The 18,146-nt window shown below is 70.1% G+C and carries 18 protein-coding genes; 3 read left to right on the top strand and 15 right to left on the bottom strand.

Annotated features, from left to right (window positions below; genetic code table 11):
• Genes nuoK through AC07FA_RS23460 form a run of 11 tightly spaced genes read right to left on the bottom strand, consistent with a single transcriptional unit; the run spans window position 1 to window position 10,820 of the window.
• Window positions 1-300, bottom strand: coding sequence for an NADH-quinone oxidoreductase subunit NuoK (nuoK, locus tag AC07FA_RS23510; RefSeq protein ID WP_185299156.1), 300 nt, complete (start codon window positions 298-300; stop codon window positions 1-3).
• Window positions 297-1,121 carry an NADH-quinone oxidoreductase subunit J gene (locus AC07FA_RS23505; protein ID WP_479077995.1) on the bottom strand — a complete coding sequence of 275 codons (825 nt, stop codon included), beginning with the start codon at window positions 1,119-1,121 and terminating at the stop codon, window positions 297-299. The genes nuoK and AC07FA_RS23505 overlap by 4 nt, the downstream gene beginning before the upstream one ends.
• Window positions 1,118-1,729: an NADH-quinone oxidoreductase subunit NuoI gene (gene nuoI, locus AC07FA_RS23500; RefSeq protein WP_479077994.1), complete on the bottom strand. Its 612-nt coding sequence runs from the start codon at window positions 1,727-1,729 to the stop codon at window positions 1,118-1,120. Before nuoI ends, AC07FA_RS23505 begins: the two co-directional genes overlap by 4 nt.
• A complete protein-coding gene (nuoH, locus tag AC07FA_RS23495) occupies window positions 1,722-3,125 on the bottom strand; it encodes an NADH-quinone oxidoreductase subunit NuoH (RefSeq protein WP_479077993.1) in 1,404 nt (467 codons plus the stop codon). The genes nuoI and nuoH overlap by 8 nt, the downstream gene beginning before the upstream one ends.
• The gene (locus AC07FA_RS23490; protein ID WP_479077991.1) at window positions 3,122-5,641 is read right to left on the bottom strand and encodes an NADH-quinone oxidoreductase subunit G; all 2,520 of its coding nucleotides are present in this window, start codon (window positions 5,639-5,641) and stop codon (window positions 3,122-3,124) included. Before AC07FA_RS23490 ends, nuoH begins: the two co-directional genes overlap by 4 nt.
• A complete protein-coding gene (nuoF, locus tag AC07FA_RS23485; RefSeq protein WP_479077990.1) occupies window positions 5,638-7,002 on the bottom strand; it encodes an NADH-quinone oxidoreductase subunit NuoF in 1,365 nt (454 codons plus the stop codon). The genes AC07FA_RS23490 and nuoF overlap by 4 nt, the downstream gene beginning before the upstream one ends.
• Complete coding sequence (nuoE, locus tag AC07FA_RS23480) at window positions 7,002-7,814, bottom strand: NADH-quinone oxidoreductase subunit NuoE (protein ID WP_479078266.1); 813 nt, start codon at window positions 7,812-7,814, stop codon at window positions 7,002-7,004. The genes nuoF and nuoE overlap by 1 nt, the downstream gene beginning before the upstream one ends.
• A 29-nt stretch (window positions 7,815-7,843) precedes the next feature.
• Window positions 7,844-9,178, bottom strand: a complete 1,335-nt coding sequence (locus tag AC07FA_RS23475) for an NADH-quinone oxidoreductase subunit D (protein ID WP_479077988.1) — start codon at window positions 9,176-9,178, stop codon at window positions 7,844-7,846.
• Window positions 9,178-9,894 (bottom strand): NADH-quinone oxidoreductase subunit C, encoded by a 717-nt coding sequence (locus tag AC07FA_RS23470; protein WP_479077986.1) that lies wholly within the window; start codon window positions 9,892-9,894, stop codon window positions 9,178-9,180. Before AC07FA_RS23470 ends, AC07FA_RS23475 begins: the two co-directional genes overlap by 1 nt.
• Complete coding sequence (locus tag AC07FA_RS23465) at window positions 9,891-10,445, bottom strand: NuoB/complex I 20 kDa subunit family protein (protein ID WP_185299164.1); 555 nt, start codon at window positions 10,443-10,445, stop codon at window positions 9,891-9,893. The genes AC07FA_RS23470 and AC07FA_RS23465 overlap by 4 nt, the downstream gene beginning before the upstream one ends.
• Before the next feature lie 15 nt (window positions 10,446-10,460).
• On the bottom strand, window positions 10,461-10,820 hold the full coding sequence (locus AC07FA_RS23460) for an NADH-quinone oxidoreductase subunit A (protein WP_003992243.1): 360 nt from the start codon (window positions 10,818-10,820) through the stop codon (window positions 10,461-10,463).
• A 902-nt stretch (window positions 10,821-11,722) separates the two neighbouring features.
• Here AC07FA_RS23460 and AC07FA_RS23455 point away from each other — a divergent pair.
• The gene (locus AC07FA_RS23455; protein WP_479077983.1) at window positions 11,723-12,556 is read left to right on the top strand and encodes a C40 family peptidase; all 834 of its coding nucleotides are present in this window, start codon (window positions 11,723-11,725) and stop codon (window positions 12,554-12,556) included.
• 97 nt (window positions 12,557-12,653) lie between these two features.
• Here the strand turns inward: AC07FA_RS23455 and AC07FA_RS23450 are convergent, their stop codons facing one another.
• Complete coding sequence (locus tag AC07FA_RS23450) at window positions 12,654-13,814, bottom strand: Cmx/CmrA family chloramphenicol efflux MFS transporter (protein WP_479077982.1); 1,161 nt, start codon at window positions 13,812-13,814, stop codon at window positions 12,654-12,656.
• 447 nt (window positions 13,815-14,261) lie between these two features.
• Here AC07FA_RS23450 and AC07FA_RS23445 point away from each other — a divergent pair, with 447 nt between their 5' ends.
• A complete protein-coding gene (locus AC07FA_RS23445; RefSeq protein ID WP_479077980.1) occupies window positions 14,262-14,786 on the top strand; it encodes a hypothetical protein in 525 nt (174 codons plus the stop codon).
• 14 nt (window positions 14,787-14,800) lie between these two features.
• Here the strand turns inward: AC07FA_RS23445 and AC07FA_RS23440 are convergent, their stop codons facing one another.
• The gene (locus AC07FA_RS23440; RefSeq protein WP_479077978.1) at window positions 14,801-16,084 is read right to left on the bottom strand and encodes a geranylgeranyl reductase family protein; all 1,284 of its coding nucleotides are present in this window, start codon (window positions 16,082-16,084) and stop codon (window positions 14,801-14,803) included.
• A gap of 97 nt (window positions 16,085-16,181) precedes the next feature.
• Between AC07FA_RS23440 and AC07FA_RS23435 the strand changes: the two genes are divergently transcribed.
• Window positions 16,182-16,700 carry a GNAT family N-acetyltransferase gene (locus tag AC07FA_RS23435; protein WP_479077976.1) on the top strand — a complete coding sequence of 173 codons (519 nt, stop codon included), beginning with the start codon at window positions 16,182-16,184 and terminating at the stop codon, window positions 16,698-16,700.
• 45 nt (window positions 16,701-16,745) lie between these two features.
• Here AC07FA_RS23435 and AC07FA_RS23430 read toward each other — a convergent pair whose 3' ends face one another.
• Both AC07FA_RS23430 and AC07FA_RS23425 read right to left on the bottom strand, forming a co-directional pair.
• The gene (locus AC07FA_RS23430) at window positions 16,746-17,438 is read right to left on the bottom strand and encodes a demethylmenaquinone methyltransferase (protein WP_479077974.1); all 693 of its coding nucleotides are present in this window, start codon (window positions 17,436-17,438) and stop codon (window positions 16,746-16,748) included.
• A gap of 72 nt (window positions 17,439-17,510) precedes the next feature.
• The gene (locus tag AC07FA_RS23425) at window positions 17,511-18,143 is read right to left on the bottom strand and encodes an imidazolonepropionase-like domain-containing protein (protein WP_479077973.1); all 633 of its coding nucleotides are present in this window, start codon (window positions 18,141-18,143) and stop codon (window positions 17,511-17,513) included.
• Window positions 18,144-18,146: the final 3 nt, after the last annotated feature.

The raw sequence follows: 18,146 nt of genomic DNA, 5'->3' as shown, positions 1-18,146 counted from the left end.
TTACAGCTTCATCAGGCTGGCGTCGTCGACCGAGGCCGAGTGGCGGGAGCGGAACAGCGACACGATGATCGCGAGCCCGACCACGACCTCCGCGGCGGCGACGACCATCGTGAAGAAGGCGATGATCTGGCCGTCGAGGTTGCCGTGCATGCGGGAGAACGTGACGAGCGCGAGGTTGCACGCGTTGAGCATCAGCTCCACGCACATGAACACCACGATCGCGTTCCGCCTGATCAGCACCCCGGAGGCGCCGATGGTGAACAAAAGGGCCGCGAGGTAGAGGTAGTTGACCGGGTTCACTTGGCGACCTCCTCTTCGTCGTTGTCACGGCCCAGCCGCGCCCCCGAGCGCTGTTCCAGCGCCTTGAGGTCGGCGAGTGCCTCGTTCGACACGTCACGCATCTGGCCGCGCTTGCGCAGCGTCTGCATGACGGTGAGTTCGGACGGGGTGCCGTCCGGGAGCAGACCCGCGATGTCCACCGCGTTGTGCCGGGCGTAGACGCCCGGCGCGGGCAGCGGCGGGAGGTGGCTGCTGCGCACGCGGTCCTCCGACATCTCCCGCTGCGTCTTGGCGCGTTCGGTGCGCTCGCGGTGCGTGAGCACCATCGCGCCGACCGTCGCCGTGATCAGCAGGGCGCCGGTGATCTCGAAGGCGAAGACGTACTTGGTGAAGATGAGGTTGGCGAGCCCCTCGACGTTCCCGCCGTGTGCGGCGTTGGCGGCGCCGAGCCCGTTGAAGTTGTTCAGCGAGGCGTTGCCGATGCCGGCGCACAGCAGGATGCCGAAGCCGAGCCCGCACCCGACGGCCAGCCAGCGCTGGCCCTTGAGCGTCTCCTTCAGCGAGTCCGCCGCCGTGACACCGACGAGCATGACCACGAAGAGGAACAGCATCATGATCGCGCCGGTGTAGACGACGATCTGGACGACCCCGAGGAAGTACGCCCCGTTGGCGAGGTAGAAGACCGCCAGGATGATCATCGTCCCGGCGAGCGACAGCGCGCTGTGCACGGCCTTCTTCATCAGGACGGTGGAGAGGGCGCCGATCACGGCGACCGTGCCGAGGATCCAGAACTGGAAGGCCTCGCCGGTCGAGGTGGAGGCCGCAGCGGCCAGGCCGGTCATGCGTCCACCTCCTCGTCCGCGGTGGCCTTCTCGTCCTCGCCCTTGGAGACCGCGGCCTGGCGCTCCGTACCCGGCGCCGCCCCGGTCACCAGGCCCCGGTAGTAGTCCTGTTCGTCCATGCCGGGGAAGATCGCGTGCGGGCTGTCGACCATGCCTTCCTCCAGCCCGGCGAGCAGCTCGTCCTTGGTGTAGATGAGGCTCTCGCGGGTGGTGTTGGCGAGCTCGAACTCGTTCGTCATCGTCAGTGCCCGGGTGGGGCACGCCTCGATGCACAGTCCGCACAGGATGCAGCGCGCGTAGTTGATCTGGTAGACGCGGCCGTAGCGCTCACCCGGGGAGTAGCGCTCCTCCTCGGTGTTGTCCGCGCCCTCCACGTAGATCGCGTCGGCCGGACACGCCCAGGCGCACAGCTCGCAGCCGACGCACTTCTCCAGGCCGTCCGGATGACGGTTCAGCTGATGCCGGCCGTGGAAGCGCGGCGCCGTCACCTTCTGCGTCTCCGGATACTGCTCCGTCAGCCGCTTCTTGAACATGGCCTTGAAGGTCACGCCGAAGCCGGCCACAGGATTCTGGAACTTCTCCCCTGAGGGCTCTGATGACTCAGACACCGTCAGCCTCCTTTCCGTCACTCGAATTCTCGTCACTGTGAGTATCCGACCCACCACTGACAACGAGCTCGCGCTCACGTCGCGATCTGCGCCGCGGCACCGGCGGCAGGGTCTGTCCGGGCAGTGGCGGCACCGGGAACCCGCCCGCCATCGGGTCGAACGCCGGCTCCGGTTCCGCCGCCGCGTCCGCCTCCTTGGCCTTGCGGTCGCGGAAGATGTCGACGACGAAGGAGATCAGCAGGATCGCGATCACGGCTCCGGCGACGTACAGGACGATCTTCGAGAAGTCGTAGCCCTCGTTGCGCAGCGCCCGGACGGTGGCGACCAGCATCAGCCAGACCACCGAGACCGGGATCAGGACCTTCCAGCCGAGCTTCATCAGCTGGTCGTAGCGCACGCGGGGCAGCGTTCCGCGCAGCCAGATGAAGAAGAACAGCAGCAGCTGGACCTTGATGACGAACCAGAGCAGCGGCCACCAGCCGTGGTTCGCGCCCTCCCAGAAGGTGCTGACCGGGTACGGAGCCCGCCAGCCGCCCAGGAACAGGGTCACGGAGACCGCGGAGACGGTGACCATGTTGACGTACTCGGCGAGCATGAACATCGCGAACTTGATCGACGAGTACTCGGTGTTGAAGCCACCGACGAGGTCGCCCTCGGACTCCGGCATGTCGAACGGGGCCCGGTTGGTCTCACCGACCATCGTGACGATGTAGATGATGAAGGAGACCGGCAGCAGGATGATGAACCAGCGGTCCTCCTGCGCCTCCACGATCTTCGAGGTCGACATCGACCCGGAGTAGAGGAAGACCGAGGCGAACGCGGCGCCCATCGCGATCTCGTAGCTGATCATCTGGGCACAGGAACGCAATCCGCCGAGCAGCGGGTACGTCGATCCGGAGGACCAGCCCGCCAGCACGATGCCGTAGATGCCGACCGAGGCGACCGCGAGGATGTAGAGCATCGCGATCGGCAGGTCGGTCAGCTGCATCGCCGTACGGTGCCCGAAGATCGACACCTCGTTGCCCGCGGGGCCGAACGGGATCACCGCGATCGCCATGAACGCCGGGATGGCGGCGATGATCGGCGCCAGGACGTAGACGACCTTGTCCGCCCGCTTGACGATGACGTCTTCCTTCAGCATCAGCTTGATGCCGTCGGCGAGGGACTGGAGCATGCCCCAGGGTCCGTGCCGGTTCGGTCCGATGCGCAGCTGCATCCAGGCGACGACCTTGCGCTCCCACACGATGGAGAAGAGCACGGTCACCATCAGGAACGCGAAGCAGAAGACCGCCTTGACGGCCACCAGCCACCAGGGGTCGGTGCCGAACATCGAGAGATCCTCGGCGGCGAGCACCGCGCTGTGCGGTGCCGCGGCGAGTTGAGCGAGGCCAGTCACGCTCGCACCTCCGGTGAGTCTGCGGGGGCTCCGGCGGCCGGGCCGATCCGGACCAGTCCGCCGGGCCGGGCGCCCGTGTCGGCGGGGACACCCCTGCCGGCGGAGTTCAGCGGCACCCAGACCACCCGGTCCGGCATGACGGTGACGGCGAGCGGGAAGGCGACGGTGCCGGTGGGGCCGGTGACGGCCAGCAGGTCGCCGTCCTTCACTCCGGTCTCCGCCGCGGTGGCCGCCGACAGCCGGGCGACGGCCGCGTGCCGGGTCCCGGCCAGCGCCGTGTCACCCTCCTGGAGCCGGCCCAGGTCGAGCAGCATCCGGTGGCCCGCGAGGACCGCCTCGCCGTCGCCGGGCCTGGGCAGCGGCCGGCTGCTCGCCGAAAGGGAAGGGCCGTGCGGGTCGTCCGCGTGATCGCCCTGACGGCCACCGAGCCGGTCCAGTTCGCGCCGGGCCGCCCGCAGATCCGGCAGTGCGAGAGGTACGTCGAGCGCGTCGGCCAGCATGTGCAGCACCCGCGCGTCGCTCGGCGCGAGCGCCCGCGTCATCTGCTCGGGCTTCAGCGCCGCCTCGAACATGCGGGCCCTGCCCTCCCAGTTGAGGAAGGTGCCGGGCTTCTCGGCGACCGCGGCGACGGGGAAGACCACATCGGCGCGCTCGGTGACCTCGCTGGGCCGCAGCTCCAGCGAGACCAGGAAGCCGACCTGGTCCAGTGCCTCCAGCGCGCGGGCCGGGTCCGGCAGGTCCACGGTCTCCACACCGGCGACGAGCAGCGCGGCCAGTTCGCCGGTGGCCGCGGCCTCCACGATCTGACCGGTGTCGCGGCCGTAACGGGAGGGGAGTTCGGCGACGCCCCAGACGGACGCCACCTCGTCCCTGGCCCGCGGGTCGGTCGCCGGGCGTCCGCCGGGCAGCAGCGACGGCAGTGCGCCCGCCTCCACCGCGCCCCGTTCGCCGGCCCGCCGCGGAATCCACACGAGCGTGGCGCCGGTGGCGGCGGCGGTCCGTACGACGGAGCTCAGCGCGCCCGGTACTCCGGCCAGCCGCTCACCGACGATGATCACCGAGCCGGTGCCGCGCAGCGCCTCGGCAGCCGCGGCTCCGTCGCCGTCCAGGCCGACACCGCCCGCGAGCGCGTCGAGCCACTCGGTTTCGGTGCCGGGGGCGGCGGGAAGCAGCGTGCCGCCCGCCTTCGTGAGACCGCGCGTGGCGTGCGTGGCGAGGGCGAAGGTCCGCTGACCGTGCTTCCGATGGGCCTTGCGCAGCCGGAGGAAGACGCCGGGCGCCTCCTCCTCGGACTCGAAGCCGACGAGCAGGACGGCCGGAGCCTTCTCGAGCGAGGTGTACGTGACACCGCTGCCGTCCAGGTCACGGCCGCGCCCGGCCACGCGGGCGGCCAGGAAGTCGGCCTCCTCGCTGCTGTGGACCCGGGCCCGGAAGTCGATGTCGTTCGTGTCGAGGGCGACCCGCGCGAACTTGCTGTACGCGTACGCGTCCTCGACGGTCAGCCGGCCGCCGGTGAGGACGCCGGTACGGCCCCGGGCCGCGGCGAGCCCGCGGGCCGCCGTCTCCAGTGCCTCGGGCCAGCTCGCGGGTTCGAGCACGCCGTCCGCGTTGCGTACGAGCGGCGTGGTGAGCCGGTCGCGCTGCTGGGCGTAACGGAATCCGAAGCGGCCCTTGTCGCAGAGCCACTCCTCGTTGACCTCGGGGTCGTTGGACGCCAGGCGCCGCATGACCTTGCCGCGCCGGTGGTCGGTACGGGTGGCGCAGCCGCCCGCGCAGTGCTCGCACACCGAGGGCGTCGACACCAGGTCGAAGGGCCGGGAGCGGAACCGGTACGCCGCCGAGGTCAGCGCCCCGACCGGGCAGATCTGGATGGTGTTGCCGGAGAAGTACGACTCGAAGGGGTCGCCCTGTCCCGTACCCACCTGCTGGAGCGCACCGCGCTCGATCAGCTCGATCATCGGGTCGCCCGCCACCTGGTTGGAGAACCGGGTGCAGCGCGCGCAGAGCACGCACCGCTCACGGTCCAGCAGCACCTGGGTGGAGATCGGAACGGGCTTCTCGAACGTGCGCTTCCTGCCGTCGAACCGGGAGTCGGTGTCGCCGTGCGACATCGCCTGGTTCTGCAGGGGGCACTCACCGCCCTTGTCGCAGACGGGGCAGTCCAGCGGGTGGTTGATGAGCAGGAGCTCCATCACACCCTTCTGGGCCTTCTCCGCGACGGACGACGTGAGCTGCGACCTCACGACCATGCCGTCCGTGCACGTGATGGTGCAGGACGCCATCGGCTTGCGCTGGCCCTCGACCTCGACGATGCACTGGCGGCAGGCGCCCGCGGGGTCGAGGAGCGGATGGTCGCAGAAGCGCGGGATCTCGATGCCGAGGAGCTCGGCGGCCCGGATGACGAGGGTGCCCTTGGGCACGCTGATCTCGATGCCGTCGATGGTCAGCGTGACAAGGTCCTCGGGAGGAACCGCCGCCTCGCCGCCCCCGGAGGGCGCACTCGTGGTGACTGTCATGCGTTCACCCCCCGGTGAGCGTTCTTGTCGTCGGCCCAGACGGTCGACTTGGCGGGATCGAAGGGGCAGCCCTTGCCCGTGATGTGCTGCTCGTACTCCGCGCGGAAGTACTTCAGCGAGGAGAAGATCGGCGAGGCGGCCCCGTCGCCGAGGGCGCAGAAGGACTTGCCGTTGATGTTGTCGGCGATGTCGTTGAGCTTGTCCAGGTCCGACATCCGGCCCTTGCCCGCTTCGATGTCGCGGAGCAACTGGACCAGCCAGTAGGTGCCTTCGCGGCAGGGTGTGCACTTGCCGCAGGACTCGTGGGCGTAGAACTCGGTCCAGCGGGTGACGGCCCTGACCACACAGGTGGTCTCGTCGAAGCACTGGAGCGCCTTGGTGCCGAGCATGGAACCGGCGGCGCCGACGCCCTCGTAGTCGAGCGGGACGTCGAGGTGCTCCTCGGTGAACATCGGGGTGGACGATCCGCCGGGGGTCCAGAACTTCAGGCGGTGTCCGGCCCGGATGCCGCCGCTCATGTCCAGGAGCTGGCGCAGGGTGATGCCGAGCGGGGCCTCGTACTGGCCGGGGCTGGTGACGTGCCCGCTGAGCGAGTACAGCGTGAAGCCCGGGGACTTCTCGCTGCCCATCGACTTGAACCAGTCCTTGCCCCGGTTCAGGATCGCGGGAACGGACGCGATGGACTCGACGTTGTTCACCACGGTGGGGCAGGCGTACAGACCGGCGACCGCGGGGAAGGGCGGGCGCAGCCGGGGCTGGCCGCGCCGTCCTTCGAGCGAGTCGAGCAGGGCGGTTTCCTCACCACAGATGTACGCGCCGGCGCCGGCGTGCACGGTGAGTTCCAGATCGAGCCCGGAGCCCAGGATGTTCTTCCCGAGGTAGCCGGCCTCGTAGGCCTCGCGGACCGCCTCGTGCAGGCGCCGCAGTACGGGGACGACTTCGCCGCGCAGATAGATGAAGGCGTGGGACGAGCGGATCGCGTAACAGGCGATCACCATGCCCTCGATGAGGCTGTGCGGGTTGGCGAAGAGGAGCGGGATGTCCTTGCAGGTCCCGGGCTCCGACTCGTCGGCGTTGACGACGAGGTAGTGCGGCTTGCCGTCGCCCTGCGGGATGAACTGCCACTTCATCCCGGTGGGGAAGCCGGCGCCGCCGCGTCCGCGCAGACCGGAGTCCTTGACGTACGCGATGAGGTCGTCGGGCGACATGGCGAGGGCCTTGCGCAGTCCCTCGTATCCGTCGTGACGCCGGTAGGTCTCCAGGGTCCAGGAGTCCGGCTGGTCCCAGAAGGCGGACAGGACCGGCGCCAGAAGCTTCTCGGGACTGGTCCCGTTCTTGTCGATTTCGGCGGCCAACGTCATCACTCCCCCTCCTCGGCGGCGGGACCGGCCGGGTGGTCCGGGTCGGATGCCGAGGTCTGCTGTGGCGCGTCGTGGGAGCTGAGGTGCTCGGCGCCCTTGTGCGGTTCGTCCCGGGGGAACTCTCCGCGCGGTCCGACCACGCGCGCGTGCGGGGCCTCGCCCTTGGCGAGCTTCAGCCCGATCAGCGAGGCGGGGCCCGCCCCGCCGGTGGCCGCGACGGCGCCGGGGCGCTCGTCGGGGAAGCCGGCCAGGATGCGGGCCGTGTCCTTGTAGGTGCACAGCGGAGCGCCGCGGGTGGGCTCGACGGTCCGGCCCGCGATGAGGTCGTCGACGAGTCGCGTCGCGCTCTCGGGCGTCTGGTTGTCGAAGAACTCCCAGTTCACCATCACGACGGGGGCGAAGTCGCAGGCCGCGTTGCACTCGATGTGTTCGAGCGTGACCTTGCCGTCTTCGGTGGTCTCGTCGTTGCCGACGCCCAGGTGGTCCTTGAGCCGGTCGAAGATGGCGTCGCCGCCCATGACCGCGCACAGGGTGTTGGTGCAGACACCGACCTGGTAGTCGCCGCTCGGCCGGCGGCGGTACATCGTGTAGAAGGTCGCGACCGCGTTCACCTCGGCGGTGGTGAGGTCGAGCAGTTCGGCGCAGAAGGCCATGCCCGTACGGGAGACGTACCCCTCCTCGGACTGCACGAGGTGGAGCAGCGGCAGCAGCGCGGAGCGGCTGCCGGGGTAGCGGGCGATCACCTCCTTCGCGTCCGCTTCGAGCCGGGCGCGCACCTCGGCCGGGTAGCCGGGGGCGGGGAGCTGCGGCATCCCCAGACTGACCTCTTGATTGATTCCGGTCACCGGTCGACGCCTCCCATCACGGGGTCGATGGACGCGACGGCGACGATGACGTCGGCGACCTGGCCGCCCTCGCACATCGCCGCCATGGCCTGGAGGTTGGTGAAGGACGGGTCACGGAAGTGGACCCGGTAGGGGCGGGTTCCGCCGTCCGAGACGACGTGCACGCCGAGCTCGCCCTTGGGCGACTCGATCGCGGTGTACGTCTGTCCGGCCGGGACCCGGAAGCCCTCGGTCACCAGCTTGAAGTGGTGGATCAGGGCCTCCATGGAGGTGCCCATGATCTTCCTGATGTGGTCGAGCGAGTTGCCGAGGCCGTCCGGGCCGAGCGCGAGCTGCGCGGGCCAGGCGATCTTCTTGTCGGCGACCATGACCGGTCCCGGCGCGAGCCGGTCCAGGCACTGCTCGATGATCCGCAGCGACTGGCGCATCTCTTCCAGGCGGATGAGGAAGCGGCCGTAGGAGTCGCAGGTGTCCGCGGTGGGCACGTCGAACTCGTAGGTCTCGTAGCCGCAGTACGGGTCGCTCTTGCGCAGGTCGTGCGGGAGTCCGGCGGAGCGCAGGACGGGACCGGTGGCGCCGAGCGCCACGCAGCCGGTCAGGTCGAGATAGCCGACGTCCTGCATACGGGCCTTGAAGATGGGGTTGCCGGTGGCGAGCTTGTCGTACTCCGGCAGGTTCTTCTTCATGGTCCTGACGAACTCGCGCAGCTGGTCGACCGCGCCAGGGGGCAGGTCCTGGGCGAGTCCGCCGGGCCGGATGAACGCGTGGTTCATCCGGAGGCCGGTGATCAGCTCGAAGAGGTCGAGAACGAGTTCACGATCGCGGAAGCCGTAGATCATGATCGTGGTCGCGCCGAGCTCCATGCCGCCGGTGGCGATGCACACCAGGTGGGAGGAGATCCGGTTGAGCTCCATCAGCAGGACGCGCAGGACGGTGGCCCGGTCGGGGATCTGGTCCTCGATGCCGAGCAGCTTCTCGACGCCGAGGCAGTACGCCGCCTCGTTGAAGAACGGCGTCAGGTAGTCCATGCGCGTGACGAAGGTGGTGCCCTGCGTCCAGTTCCGGAATTCGAGGTTCTTCTCGATGCCGGTGTGGAGGTAGCCGATGCCGCAGCGGGCTTCGGTGACGGTCTCGCCGTCGATCTCCAGGATCAGCCTCAGCACGCCGTGTGTGGACGGGTGCTGGGGACCCATGTTGACGATGATGCGCTCGTCGTCGGCCTTGAGCGCCGACTCGACGACCTCGTCCCAGTCGCCGCCGGTGACTGTATATACAGTCCCCTCGGTCGTGGCCCGGGGAGTGGCGTGGGGAGTCGCGTGGGGAGTGGTCATCAGGAGTACGACCTCCGCTGGTCCGGAGCAGGGATCTGGGCGCCCTTGTACTCGACGGGGATGCCGCCGAGGGGGTAGTCCTTGCGCTGCGGGAAGCCCTGCCAGTCGTCCGGCATCATGATCCGGGTCAGGGCCGGATGCCCGTCGAAGACGAGCCCGAAGAAGTCGTACGTCTCGCGCTCGTGCCAGTCGTTGGTCGGGTAGACCGCGACGAGGGACGGGATGTGCGGATCGCTGTCCGGGGCCGACACCTCCAGGCGGATCAGCCGGCCGTGGGTGAGCGAGCGCAGGTGGTAGACGGCGTGCAGCTCGCGGCCCGCGTCCCCGAGGAAGTGGACGCCGCTGACGCCGGTGCAGAGCTCGAAGCGCAGGGCCGGGTCGTCGCGCAGGGTCCTGGCGACCTGGACGAGGTGTTCCCGGGCGATGTGGAAGGTGAGTTCACCCCGGTCGACGACGGTCTTCTCGATGGCGTTGGCGGGAAGCAGGTCCTGTTCCTCCAGGGCCCCTTCGAGCTCGTCGGCCACTTCGTCGAACCAGCCGCCGTACGGGCGGGCCGTGGGGCCCGGGAGGGTCACGGTACGGACGAGGCCGCCGTAGCCGGAGGTGTCGCCGCCGTTGTTGGCGCCGAACATCCCCTTCCGTACGCCGATGACCTCGCCGGTGTCGTCGCGCGGGGCGGGCACCTGACCGCTGTTGGTGTTCAGCTCGTCGCTCATCGCAGCAGCCCCTTCATCTCGATGAGGGGGAGTGCCTTGAGGGCCGCCTCCTCCGCCTCGCGGGCGGCCTCCTCCGCGTTGACCCCGAGCTTGGTGCCCTGGATCTTCTGGTGGAGTTTGAGGATGGCGTCGATCAGCATCTCGGGACGCGGAGGGCATCCCGGCAAATAGATATCAACCGGCACAATATGATCAACACCCTGCACAATGGCGTAGTTGTTGAACATTCCGCCTGATGATGCGCAAACCCCCATGGAGATGACCCACTTGGGGTTCGGCATCTGGTCATAGACCTGCCGCAGGACGGGCGCCATCTTCTGGCTGACCCGTCCCGCGACGATCATCAGATCCGCCTGCCGCGGCGAGCCGCGGAAGACCTCCATGCCGAAGCGGGCCAGGTCGTAGCGCCCGGCTCCGGTCGTCATCATCTCGATGGCGCAGCAGGCGAGGCCGAAGGTGGCGGGGAAGACGGAGGACTTCCGTACCCAGCCGGCGGCCTCTTCCACCGTCGTCAGCACAAAGCCGCTTGGCAGTTTCTCTTCGAGTCCCATGGTGCCCCTAGCCCCTCAGTCCCATTCCAGGCCGCCGCGGCGCCACACATACGCGTAGGCGACGAAGACGGTGAGCACGAAGAGCAGCATCTCGACGAGCCCGAAGATCCCCAGGGCGTCGAAGGTGACCGCCCAGGGATAGAGGAAGACGATCTCGATGTCGAAGACGATGAAAAGCATCGCCGTCAGGTAGTACTTGATGGGGAAGCGGCCGCCTCCGGCCGGAGTGGGGGTGGGTTCGATACCGCACTCGTACGCTTCGAGCTTTGCCCGGTTGTAGCGCTTGGGGCCGATAAGCGTGGCCATGACCACGGAGAAGATCGCAAACCCTGCCCCGAGGGCGCCGAGCACGAGGATGGGCGCGTAGGCATTCACGCTCCTCGCTCCTTCCAGTCGTCCTTGACCGTTGGACCGCATCGGGCGACCGGCTCGCCACCTCACCAAGATCGTGCACATGTGAGGCAGTTCACAAGCCCGACTGCCCCGCATCCTATGCCTGCCGTCCTGTGATCTGCGACACGGGGTGCGACAACGTCTTTGTGATCTCCACCACCTGACGAAGGATCATGAAGCCGGATGAGCAGTGATCTTCGTACGCGAAGCGGCCGAGTGATCACGAGACGTGACATCTGATGCGGTTACCGCTGGTCAAAGGGGTGCCGCAGTATCAATCGGGCGGGCGCTCAGGCAAATTGGAGATGGACGACGCGGGGTGATAAAGGGATCGGCGGCATCTCGTGCTCACCCGGAAGAGGGGCCCGCGGGGTGCGATGTGGACATGTGCATCCATTCACGAACTTCCGGACGCGCGAGCGACGCACACCCTGACGCGTCGCCCGAGCGAACCCCCACCCTCCGAGCCCCTCCCGAGCCCCTCCTCGACACCGCCCCGAGCCGCTCCCCGGCGACCCCTCGACGCCGCCCCGGCCCGCCCCGCCCTGACCCACCGTCAGTCCGCACGGCGCGCTCCGGCCGCGGCACGCGTCGCCGGGTCGCGCGGTTGCCCGTCACGGTGGACTCACGCTGTGACCTGCATCACTCCACGTAGGCTTCAACTAAAGCGGGCTTGGCCATCGGTGTGAACGGGTGGTAAGCGCCGGGCAATTCGGGCGTATTGCTGAAAGTCCGTGATCACAGCACGGATGACGCATGCCCGATTTGCCCGTTACGGCGTCAATAAAGGCCCACAGGAAGCGGATTCACAGGTTCCGGACGTAACTGTGTCGCAACACACGTTTCTTGAAGGGACCCCTGATGCCCTGATAGCGCTAGTTCTCATGTCCCACACCGCTCACATACCCAGCCACCGGAAGCCCCGCCAGAGTGCCTCGAAATCGGCACTGCGAGCCGGGGTTGCCGGTGGCGTCCTCAGCACCATCGCGGTCGCCGGTGCCGCCGGCCCGGCTCAGGCCGAGCCGGTGACGCAGACCATCGAGATGCCCACCATCACCTCCGGGCTCTCCCCCGCCGTCGCGGCGTCCGCCGAGGCCACGCAGCAGGTCGCCCTCGACCTGGAGACGCAGGCCTACGAGGACGCCGCAGCGGAGACCGCCGCCAAGAAGGCCAAGAAGGCCAAGGCGGAGGCCGTACGCAAGGCCGAGGCGGAGAAGAAGGCGGAGGCCGCCGCCAAGGCGAGGGCCAAGGCGGCCGAAGAGGCCGCCGACCGCGCCTCCCGTACCGCCGAGCGCACGACGCTCAGCGCCTCCACGGGCTCTTCCGCCTCCTCCGCGCCCTCGTACTCCTCGTCGAGCGCCACGGGCTCCGCGGGCGCCATCGTGGCCTTCGCCAAGGCCCAGGTCGGCGACGCGTACGTGCCCGGCGGCACCGGCCCCAACTCGTGGGACTGCTCCGGGCTCGTCCAGGCCGCGTACGCCTCGGTGGGCATCGACCTGCCGCGCGTCTCGCAGAGCCAGTCGACGGCCGGCACCCAGGTCTCGCTGAGCAGCCTCCAGCCCGGCGACATCCTGTACTGGGGCAGCGCGGGCAGCGCGTACCACGTCGCTGTCTACGTGGGCGGCGGCCAGTTCGTCGGCGCGCAGAACTCCGGCACGGGCACCGTGCAGCGCTCGCTGGACTACGACATGCCGACCGGCGCGGTCCGCGTTCTCTGATTCACCGGCGCGTCCGCGCACTTGAAAACGGCTGAGGGCCGTCACTCCCCCGCTCGGGAGTGACGGCCCTTCCGCGTGCGGTCACCGGCCGCCCGTCTCACCCGGCTGCCACCCTGACGGGGCGCCGACGCGTGAGCACCGCTGTCAGGGCAACCGCCGCTCCCGTCAGAAGCACGCTGACCCAGACCGGTGCGCGGAAGCCGAAGCCCGCCGCGAGGGCCAGGCCGCCCAGCCACGGGCCCAGCGCGGCGCCCACGTTGAACGCGGCGGTGGCGAACGCGCCGGCCAGCGTCGGGGCGCCGGGCGCCAGCTGGAGGACCCGGGTGATGAGCACCGTCCCGGTCGCGAAGGCCAGTGCGCCCTGGAGGAGCACCAGGGCGAGGGCCGCGACCGGGTTGCCCGCCGTGAGCGCGAGGACGGCCCAGCCGAGGGCGAGCGCGGTCGTACCGGCGGCGATGAGCGCGGCGGGCCGGGTTCCGGCGATGCGGCCCGCGACGGTGACGCCGATGAACGAGCCCACGCCGAAGAGCGCGAGGACCGCGGGCACCCACCCGGCGCCGAACCCGGTGACGCGGGTGACCAGCGGCTCCAGATACGAGAACGTGCAGAACGTCGCCCCTTGGACGAGCGCCATGACGAGCAGGGTGAGCAGGAGCCGCGGGCGGCCCAGGGACCGCAGTTCCTCGCGCGCGTCCGTCGCCCCGCCGGCGGACGGGCCCGCCGGTACGGCTCCGGCGAGGGCGACGAGCGCCGGTACGGAGACGAGCGCCACCGCCCAGAACGCCGACCGCCAGCCCCACAGGGAGCCGAGGGCCGCCCCGGCGGGGACTCCCACGACGCAGGCGACGGTGACCCCGCCGACCACGACGGCGGTGGCCCGCGCCCTGGCGTGCGGCTCGACCATCCCGATCGCGGTCGTCAGGGCGACGGCCCAGAACCCGGCATTCGCCAGCGCCCCGATGACCCGTGTGGCGAGCAGCACCCCGTATCCCGGGGTGAGCGCCCCGATCACATGGACGGCGACGAAGACGGAGAGGAACAGCAACAGCGCGCGGCGCGGCGGCCAGGTGCGGCTGAGCAGTGCGGTGAGCGGCGCCCCGATCACCATCCCGACGGCGAAGGCGGAGGTGAGCAGCCCTGCCGCGGGCAGGGACACCCCCAGGTCGGTGGCGATACCGGAGACGAGTCCGGACAGCATGAACTCCGAGGTGCCCTGGGCGAATACCGCCAGCCCGAGCACGTGGACAGCGAATGGCATGAAGAGGACCCCTTGGACGGAACCGTCGGTGGAACGACCGGTGTACGAGGGGGTGGGCCGCGCCCGCGAAGCCGACGGTGGTCGGCGGCCCGCGGCGACGCGGAGGAATGCCCGGGCCGCCGGGGCGGTCGGACATGACTCGGCCATGCGTACGGACGGCATGGCGAGGAGAGAGGGAGACGCGCGGCCCACACCGCGAGGGTCCGGCCGTGGGCGGGGTGCCGTCGCCGAAGTCCGCGGCCGTGCGGGCCGTCGGTTCGGTCAGTGCGGCAGAGGTCCGGCCACCGGCGGACCGGTGGCTACCGTCTGTCCGACTCGGGGGTGGACATGGACCGGACGCTACCAGTGCGGCGCCCCCGGCCTCCACCGCTTTCGGCCACGGAAGGATCAGGCCACAGTCGGCGACGAGGGCACCCACGGTTGGCATGAGCAGGCAAACTGTGGGGCATGGCCGACAGCGCTCTCTGGATCGCCTCGCTCACCGCGGGCACCGCAGTCCTCGCGAGCTGGGTGACCAGCCGGGGTACGGCTCAGGCCGCCAGGACCCAGGCGGACGCCGCCGCGAGCACGCAGCGGTCCGTCCGCATCCGGGAGACCCGCAGGGCCGCGTACGTGAATCTCATCGAGCAGGCCCACCGGATGGCCGACCTGTACTGGCGGGTGTCGGACATCCACGCGTCCGGAACCCTGGAGGCCCGGGCCCCGGAACTGCGGGAGGTCCGGCTGCGCCTGCGCGAGGAGTACAGCAAACTGCGCCACTTCGTCTGGGTCGTGGCGCTCGAAGGCCCCGACCACGTCGCGGAGGCGGCGGAGCTGTTGCGGCTCGCGACGCAGCCGCCGTTCAGGGCGCTCGAGGCGTCGATCGCGGGTGATACCGACGCCGTCCGCGCGTTCGACGCCGGCTACGACCCGTTCTGGAAGTCGGTCCTGACCTTCGTCGCCACCGCGAAGACAGCGGTGCACGACATGTGACGGCCCGGCCGCCGTCAGGACTTCGGCGACACCTTCGACAGGCCGTTGATGATGCGGTCCATCGCGTCGCCGCCCGTCGGGTCGGTCAGGTTGGCGAGCATCTTCAGGGTGAACTTCATCAGGACCGGGTGGGTCAGACCGCGCTGCGTCGCGATCTTCATGACCTTCGGGTTGCCGATGAGCTTCACGAAGGCGCGGCCCATCGTGTAGTACCCGCCATAGGTCTCCTTGAGGACCTTCGGGTAGTTGTTCAGGGCCAGTTCGCGCTGGGCCGGGGTCGAGCGGGCGTGCGCCTGGACGATGACGTCCGCCGCGATCTGCCCCGACTCCATGGCGTACGCGATGCCTTCGCCGTTGAACGGGTTGACCATGCCGCCCGCGTCACCGACGAGCAGCAGGCCCTTGGTGTAGTGCGGCTGGCGGTTGAAGGCCATCGGGAGCGCGGCGCCCCGGATCGGCATCGTCATGTTCTCCGGGGTGTAGCCCCAGTCCTCCGGCATCGACGCGCACCATGCCTTGAGGACCTCGCGCCAGTCCAGCTCCTTGAAGGCGGAGGAGGAGTTCAGGATGCCGAGACCGACGTTGGACGTGCCGTCGCCCATGCCGAAGATCCAGCCGTAGCCCGGCAGCAGCCGGTCCTCGGCGCCGCGGCGGTCCCACAGCTCCAGCCAGGACTCCAGGTAGTCGTCGTCGTGGCGGGGCGAGGTGAAGTACGTACGCACCGCGACGCCCATCGGGCGGTCCTCGCGCCGGTGCAGGCCCATCGCCAGGGAGAGCCGGGTGGAGTTGCCGTCGGCGGCGACGACGAGCGGGGCGTGGAAGGTGACCTCGGTCTTCTCCTCGCCGAGTTTCGCGTTGACGCCGGTGATGCGGCCGGTGCGGTCGTCGAGGATCGGGGCGCCGACGTTGCAGCGCTCGTAGAGCCGCGCGCCCGCCTTCTGTGCCTGCCGGGCCAGTTGCTCGTCGAAGTCGTCACGCTTACGGACCAGCCCGTAGTCCGGGTACGAGGCGAGATCCGGCCAGTCCAGCTGGAGGCGGACGCCACCGCCGATGATGCGCAGGCCCTTGTTGCGGAGCCAGCCGGCCTCTTCGGAGATGTCGATGCCCATGGAGACGAGCTGCTTGGTGGCGCGGGGGGTGAGGCCGTCGCCGCAGACCTTCTCGCGCGGGAAGGCCGTCTTCTCCAGGAGGAGTACGTCCAGTCCGGCCTTGGCCAGGTAGTACGCGGTCGTGGAGCCGGCTGGGCCCGCCCCGACGACGATCACATCCGCGCTGTGTTCGGAGAGGGGCTCGGTCACGGTCGGATCTCCCGAAGACTCGAAATCGCGTGCCGCTCGGCACAGGTCCCGTGCAGTCTATGGGGGCATGCCGGTCAACTTTCCGAAGGGCTCCCCGATGCCGATCGCGCCTGGTCCGACCCCCGCCGTACGTCTGCGTGTCCCGACCGACGAGGATGCCGTCGCCTGGCACCGGGTGTTCGCCGACCCCGAGGTGATGAAGTTCCTGGGCGGCGGGCCGGCCGAGTTCTCCGTGTACGAGGAGCTGACCGCACGCCAGCGCCGCCACGACGCGGAGCTCGGCCACTGTCTGTGGACCGTGCTGGACGACGCGGACGGGGTGCTCGGCTTCACCGGCGCGCAGCCGTGGCCGCACACCGGCTACGGCCCGGTGGGCGAGATCGAGATCGGCTGGCGGCTGGGGCGGGCGGCCTGGGGCCGGGGTTACGCGACCGCCGCCGCCCGCACCACGCTGGAGCGGGTCCGGGCGGCGGGGGTGACGGACGTGGTCGCGATGGTCGACTCGCGCAACACGCGCTCGCTCGCGGTCGCCAGACGGCTCGGTATGCGGCAGGCCGAGACCTTCACGACTCCGGTTCCCGGGCAGGAGGCGTACTGCTTCAGGCTGGCGCTGTGAGGGCCGGGGGGCCTGCGGTGCGGGTGCGGGCCCCCCGGCCCCGGGTCAGCGGCGTACGCCCCGGTGCAGCGCCACCACTCCACCGGTGAGGTTGCGCCAGGCGACGTCGGACCAGCCGGCCTTCCGCAGCAGGCCGGCGAGGCCCGCCTGGTCGGGCCAGGCGCGGATCGACTCGGCGAGGTAGACGTACGCGTCGGGGTTGGAGGACACCGCGCGGGCGACCGGCGGCAGGGCGCGCATCAGGTACTCGGTGTAGACCGTGCGGAACGGCGCCCATGTCGGCTGGGAGAACTCGCAGATCACCACGCGTCCGCCCGGCTTGGTCACCCGGTACAGCTCCCGCAGCGCCTGCTCGGTCGCCTGGACGTTGCGCAGCCCGAAGGAGATCGTCACCGCGTCGAAGGTCTCGTCGCGGAAGGGCAGTTTCGTCGCGTCGCCCGCGGTGAAGGGCAGCCAGGAGTTGCGCTTCTTGCCCTCCCGGAGCATGCCGATCGAGAAGTCGCACGGCACGACGTACGCACCGGTCGCGGCGAACGGCAGCGAGGACGTCGCCGTGCCTGCGGCGAGGTCGAGGATCTTCTCGGCCGGCCGCGCGTGCACCGCCTTCGCGACCTCCTTGCGCCACAGCCGGGCCTGGCCGAGCGAGAGCACATCGTTGGTGAGGTCGTACTTGGCCGCCACGTCGTCGAACATCGAGGCGACTTCGTGCGGCTGCTTTTCCAGGGAGGCTCGGGTCACCCGTCCATTCAAGCAGCCCGGCCCGTCCCGCCCCGCAGCGGCCGGACGGCTTCAACCTTTTGGGCTTGTACGTCAGGAGGCGCGGAACACCAGGCGCCCGCCGAGGACCGTGGCGACGCAACTGCCCGCCCCCGCCCCGGCGAGCTGCTCCGCGTCCCGGACCGCGAAGACCGCCAGGTCGGCGGGGGCGCCGACGGCCGGCGCCCCGGCGAACGCGTCCGCCACCTCCCGTACGCCCGCCAGCGGGTCGAGCGAGAGGCGGCCCGTTCCGTCCGCCGGGCGCGGGGCGTGGAGGCGCAGGCCCGAGCGGGCGACCACGGTGCGCACGGCGGGGCGGGTGAAGGTTCCGGCGACGGCGGTCGTGCCGTGGCGCAGCATCCGTTGCAGTCCGCGGCGGGCGCTGGCGCCCCAGCGGGCGTCGTCCATGCCGAGCGCGGTGACCGCGTCCCCGGTCAGCGGTTCGGTGCCGAGGGCGTCCGCCTCGCGGGGGTCCGGGTGGTAGGCCGTCTCCAGCAGGGCGGTGGCCGTCACGTTCACGAGGCCCGGGGTGAGCAGTCCTGACCAGCGCCGCACCCGGGCCTGCGGGCGGGCGGCGGTCAGCTCCGCGTACGGGCCGACGGCGACGACCACACCGCCGTCCACGGCCACGGCGTCCGCCCCTTCCGGGGCGCCGAGGACCGCGTCGGCGGCGTGGATCGTCAGCACGGG

The sequence above is a fragment of the Streptomyces sp. NPDC045968 genome (assembly GCF_056430475.1).
The sequence above is the reverse complement of the archived record's forward strand: the minus strand, read 5'-3'. Positions and strand labels throughout refer to the sequence as shown.

Bases quoted from the DNA above. Each gene is read 5' to 3' on its own strand.
- AC07FA_RS23435 (WP_479077976.1), top strand. From the start codon at position 16,182: ATGCCGATCGCGCCTGGTCCGACCCCCGCCGTACGTCTGCGTGTCCCG.
- AC07FA_RS23470 (WP_479077986.1), bottom strand. From the start codon at position 9,894: ATGAGCGACGAGCTGAACACCAACAGCGGTCAGGTGCCCGCCCCGCGC.
- nuoE (WP_479078266.1), bottom strand. From the start codon at position 7,814: ATGCCGCAGCTCCCCGCCCCCGGCTACCCGGCCGAGGTGCGCGCCCGG.
- AC07FA_RS23455 (WP_479077983.1), top strand. From the start codon at position 11,723: ATGTCCCACACCGCTCACATACCCAGCCACCGGAAGCCCCGCCAGAGT.
- nuoF (WP_479077990.1), bottom strand. From the start codon at position 7,002: ATGACGTTGGCCGCCGAAATCGACAAGAACGGGACCAGTCCCGAGAAG.
- AC07FA_RS23450 (WP_479077982.1), bottom strand. From the start codon at position 13,814: ATGCCATTCGCTGTCCACGTGCTCGGGCTGGCGGTATTCGCCCAGGGC.
- AC07FA_RS23505 (WP_479077995.1), bottom strand. From the start codon at position 1,121: ATGACCGGCCTGGCCGCTGCGGCCTCCACCTCGACCGGCGAGGCCTTC.
- AC07FA_RS23445 (WP_479077980.1), top strand. From the start codon at position 14,262: ATGGCCGACAGCGCTCTCTGGATCGCCTCGCTCACCGCGGGCACCGCA.
- AC07FA_RS23490 (WP_479077991.1), bottom strand. From the start codon at position 5,641: ATGACAGTCACCACGAGTGCGCCCTCCGGGGGCGGCGAGGCGGCGGTT.
- AC07FA_RS23475 (WP_479077988.1), bottom strand. From the start codon at position 9,178: ATGACCACTCCCCACGCGACTCCCCACGCCACTCCCCGGGCCACGACC.
- AC07FA_RS23465 (WP_185299164.1), bottom strand. From the start codon at position 10,445: ATGGGACTCGAAGAGAAACTGCCAAGCGGCTTTGTGCTGACGACGGTG.